Source organism: Rathayibacter sp. AY2B5 (genome assembly GCF_002931645.1).
GTDB lineage: Bacteria > Actinomycetota > Actinomycetes > Actinomycetales > Microbacteriaceae > Rathayibacter.
In genome coordinates this window covers 1-4,242 of the sequence record NZ_PSUE01000052.1, presented here as the reverse complement: position 1 = coordinate 4,242, position 4,242 = coordinate 1, and the positions used below count along the sequence as shown (strand labels likewise).

Sequence of the window (4,242 nt, the reverse complement as noted above, 5' to 3'; positions counted from 1 at the left end):
GAGCGAAGTGATGGGCGGTGATGTCCATCCGTTCGCGCAGGTAGAAGCGATGTGCCTCGAAGCGTTGCACGCCGGAGTCGAGCTCGATCGCGCTGCACCCCAGTTCCCGGCCTCGCTCCGCCAGGGCGGTTAGGAGTGCCGCGCCGTGGCCGTGGGATCGCTCGGCGGCAGCGGTGGAGAGGTCATCGATGTAGAGCTTCCTGATGGCGCTCGTGTTGACGACCACTCGCCAGCCGGCGACAGCCACGCAGTGATCGTCTTGCAGTAGGGCGGTGAAGCGGAGACCTTGGGGTGCGCCTTCTCGAAGTACCAGCTCGAGCAGTTCGTCAGTGAGATGGGGGCGCAGCTCGCGGAGGACGGGAAGGCCGGTCGCCCACCGCGCGTCGCCGGGCTCTAGATCGATGATCACGGCGAGGAGACTAGCGCTCGCATCGTCCCGTGCGGGGGCGGCCTAGTAAGCGTTCCGTTTGGGGATCCCCCGACCGGTCATTCGTGGCGTCGCACGCGCGCGGTATCCAGCCTCCGGTGCAGGTAGGACAGTGTGCTGAACAGATCGAGCGCATCGTCCTCGCGCACTTCCCATTCAGTTCGGGTTGCGTGCGCCGTGGGATTACGGAAGGTCCCCATCACGCCTTTCATCATGGTCGAGAAGCCGACATGTTCGCTCGCTTCGGACTTTGTCTCGAAGTCATTGATTCGAACCATCGGGCGCCGCTCCTTGGTGGAGAACACCTCATCTATGAGCTCAGCGCCGTCAGTAGTCGCGCCCGTCATCAGCCGAAGACGCGACGCCAGTCCCTTAGTTGCCTCCGACACGGCGTGGAACGTGGACCGACGGATGAGCTCCTCCCGGCAGTACCGGATGACTTCCTCGTGCACGTTCCTGCGCTGCAGTTCTCGGAGGAGCCGACCCTCGAGCGCCTGTACTTCGTCCAGCGTCTCTGCGGCCTTCGATTTGCCGACCCGTCCGTCGTCGCGGACCCGCAGACCGGCCAGGGCGAGAGCGGGATCGAGCAGTTCCCGAAGCTCCTCGAACCGTTCGGGGCGGCGGACGTAATTCCCGACGCCCATCGCCGTCATGATGAACGCGATGATGCAGTTTCCCGCTTGGTCCCGCGCTTGTTTCTGCTGGAGCGCCGTCGCCAAGCGATGGCGTTTGGTCATCGTCGGGACCGGGTCTGGGATGCCTGTATGTGCCAGAGCTCGTCCGATCTCGGAGCCCGAGAGTCCGAGATCTGTGTCACCAAGAGCATCAGCGATCGCGATGACGATGTCGCGGCGGAACTGCGGGTGCTTCACGGTGACCACGGCAACATTCTGCTACGCAGCCAGAGTCGTACAGTCGAGTCGTGACCGCGAAGAATCGGATCAGTGCGCAATCTCGAACAGACCTGTCGGAGTGGCTGACGTCGCTGGGGTACCACTGGGCCGGCAGCCAGAACGAGGACTCATTCCTTGCGCGGTTGTACAACCTGCGGGAACTGCCCACGACGGACAGCCGCCGATCGCAGTTCCCGACGGCCGCGGAGGACATCTGGCAGCACCGCGTCAACAACAGAGACTGGGACGACGACTGGGTCTTCACCGACCCGAGGTTCAACTTGTTGCACTGCCCAGATGAGCAGTTCCTTGCCTTCCTCACGGCGACAGTACGGCCCGCCACGCAGCAGGATGCGGTCATCTCCGCCGAGATGGTCGCTGCGTACAACGAGGTCCTGGTGCCGTTTGGGTGGGAGCTGTTTGAGCAGCGCCGGGTGGGCGACAACGTCTACTATGGCGGTCGCGAAATCGCAGGTGTCCACGACCCAGAGACGGTCATCGTCGCTGCTCCCGATGTGGTGGACCGGGCGGTCCTAGACCAGCAACTCAAGCGCCTTCGACGGGACATCGACACCGACCCGGCCGCCGCGATCGCGCACTGCAAGGAGTTGCTCGAGTCTCAGGCGAAACTCGTCCTGCGAGGGTTCGAGGTGGGTTACTCCGACCGCGATGACTTACCGGTGCTCTTTGGGGCAGCGGCGCGGGCACTTGGTATCCACGCGAACGCGGTGCCGGAAGACTCGCGTGCTTCCGACTCACTGAAGGGGATGCTGCGCAACCTGCAGTCGGTGGTGAGGAACGTCTCGGAGGCACGGAATTCCATGGGGACCGGTCACGGCCGCGCAGACGCCAGCCCCGCTGAGCGTCGGCATGCCCGCCTGGTGTTCAACTCGACAGTGGCGGTGACAGAGTTCGTCGCGGATACGTGGGCGGCACATCGCGGCGTCGGCTGAGCCTTGTTGCGTTCCTCTGACCGTCGCGTTGAAGCTGGCGAAGCTCGTGGAAGCGACCATCGAATTCCGTGGGTGGCTCGAGTTGAGGTCTGCTACCGGGCCTGGTCCCGAGGAGGTGTCCACTGCCTGCGCAGCGGTCTTCGATACGCCGGCTCACCGCTGACGGCAGATGCGCGCTGGCCGTTCCATATGGGGATCGACTGGCGGGCTATTCCTCGATCGGTTCAGCGCCCTCGAGCGGAGTCAGCGTCGCCCAGAATCCGTTCCCGGAACTGAGGTACAGGCGGAGGGGCTGGTCGGTGTCCATCGGGTCTCCGTCCGGGTAGAGGTCGGTGCCGCTGCACGCATCAGGCATCGACACGACGCGGATTGTCTCTCCTGCAATGAACGGTCCCTTCTCTGTCTCATCCACGGTGACCATGTATGCGGATGCTGCGACGCTGAAGACGCTCTGAGTTCCCGAGGCACGAGGGGAGGCGGTCGTGATGACCGCTTCGGCGACCTCGTAGCGGGCTTCCGCGGATCCAAAATACGCCCAGCCCGGGCATCCCGACGTCTGCACCGCCGGCGCGCAGCCGGCGGCGGTGAGCAGCGCCGCTCCGGTTGTGAGCGCGGCAGCAACTCGAATGCGGTGACGCGAACCCGAGGTCATGCCGGTGACGCTACCCGTTCAGCTCCGTCCCATATGGGGATCGTTCTGCGGATCACCAAGTCGTCGGGCCGCCCTCCGCCGGGTGCCGTGGTTCAGCGAGAGTGCTCCCGCTGTCAGCTCGCGCGGACCGACAGGTTCTTGCCGAGCTGAGTCCAGCCATCGCCGGTGGCGTCGTCCGGTACGGCGTTGTCCGGGTGGATCTGTACCGTCCAGTCGTTCTGCTTTGACAGCTTCTCGCCGCAGCCGCTGACCGGTTCGTCGCCCTCGTTGATGATGACGCAGTGTCCGGTTCCCTCGCGAGGCAGGGCCAAGTAGAAGTCGAGGCCTTCGACCGACCCGGCGAACCGGATCGAATCGGGATCGAGCTTGTCTCCGACGCTGCTGAGCGAGGGGAGTGCGTCCTGCTCTTGCTGCGCCCTGTCGTAATCCGAGTACACGGTCGGGTCGTCGTAGACGCTGGTGCCCTGTTGGGCGCACCCGGCGAGAAGAGGAAGGGCCATGAGCGCGACCGCACCGATCTTGAATCCGTAAGTCGGTCGTTTGTAGCCCATGGCGTCCCCCGTTGCGTTTCGCTCACCATACTTCGCCTGAACTTTAGAGCACCGGCTCTCATCAACGGAGCGAGGAGCGCGAGGCAGCTTGTTCCGTATGGGGATCGACACCGATCGCCCTGATCCTTCGGTGAGAGACGGAGCATGGCCGGTTGATCGTTGTCGTTTTGCACCGCGGCTAGTGCGCCGCGGCGGTCCAGTTCGTACGCTCAGCACATGACTGTTCGGGGGAACGCGCGGAGCCGACGTCGGCAGCTCCTGTTGTGGGCTCTGGCTGCGCTGGTGGTGTTTGCGCTGGTGACTTTTGTTGTCGCCTTCGTGGCAACCCAGCTCAACGCTGCTGCTTTCGCCAGACGCCCGGAGATCGAGAACTGGGCTGACCCGAGCAGGGGAACATTCACGCTCGGGCTGGGATGGGGCTTGGTCGCCGCCGCAGTCACCGTCGCGGTCGGCGTCACCGTCGATCGTCTGCGGTTGCGCAACGCAAGGTAGAACGGCGTCCCGTAAGGGGATCCCTGCACGGTCACTAGTCGGCGCAGCTATCGCCCCCTCAGCCGCCGGTGGGTAGCTGCGGCGTCTCGAAGAAGAGGTACGGCAGGAAGTGGAGTGTCACTGAGGCGGCGATGCCGATGACCGGCACTATCCAGTAGCGCTGGCGAGGGTGAGCGAGTCGGCGGACGGTGATGAAGGCGACGACGGGTGTCACGAGGACCGGCACCCATGCGCCAAGCGTTGCCCACTGCACGGCTGGTCCGAAATCGCGCAG

Annotated in this window: 7 protein-coding genes; 2 read left to right on the top strand and 5 right to left on the bottom strand. The window is 64.6% G+C overall.

The window, feature by feature from the left end:
* A partial coding sequence (locus tag C5C30_RS17175) for a GNAT family N-acetyltransferase (protein WP_104334184.1) occupies window positions 1-409 on the bottom strand: 409 nt, incomplete at its 3' end.
* 77 nt (window positions 410-486) lie between these two features.
* Entirely contained in the window at window positions 487-1,308 is an 822-nt protein-coding gene (locus C5C30_RS17170) for a TIGR02391 family protein (protein WP_104334183.1), read from the bottom strand.
* Between the two features lie 41 nt (window positions 1,309-1,349).
* Between C5C30_RS17170 and C5C30_RS17165 the strand changes: the two genes are divergently transcribed.
* Window positions 1,350-2,273, top strand: coding sequence for an abortive infection family protein (locus C5C30_RS17165; RefSeq protein ID WP_104334182.1), 924 nt, complete (start codon window positions 1,350-1,352; stop codon window positions 2,271-2,273).
* 208 nt (window positions 2,274-2,481) lie between these two features.
* Here the strand turns inward: C5C30_RS17165 and C5C30_RS17485 are convergent, their stop codons facing one another.
* Together C5C30_RS17485 and C5C30_RS17160 are read right to left on the bottom strand one after the other, a co-directional pair.
* On the bottom strand, window positions 2,482-2,925 hold the full coding sequence (locus C5C30_RS17485; protein ID WP_146076925.1) for a hypothetical protein: 444 nt from the start codon (window positions 2,923-2,925) through the stop codon (window positions 2,482-2,484).
* Between the two features lie 113 nt (window positions 2,926-3,038).
* Window positions 3,039-3,476 (bottom strand): hypothetical protein, encoded by a 438-nt coding sequence (locus C5C30_RS17160; RefSeq protein ID WP_146081577.1) that lies wholly within the window; start codon window positions 3,474-3,476, stop codon window positions 3,039-3,041.
* A gap of 216 nt (window positions 3,477-3,692) precedes the next feature.
* Between C5C30_RS17160 and C5C30_RS17480 the strand changes: the two genes are divergently transcribed.
* Window positions 3,693-3,968, top strand: coding sequence for a hypothetical protein (locus C5C30_RS17480; RefSeq protein WP_146078901.1), 276 nt, complete (start codon window positions 3,693-3,695; stop codon window positions 3,966-3,968).
* A 58-nt stretch (window positions 3,969-4,026) separates the two neighbouring features.
* Here C5C30_RS17480 and C5C30_RS17860 read toward each other — a convergent pair.
* Window positions 4,027-4,242, bottom strand: a 216-nt coding sequence (locus tag C5C30_RS17860) for a hypothetical protein (protein ID WP_219827817.1), incomplete at its 5' end; no start/stop codon positions are given.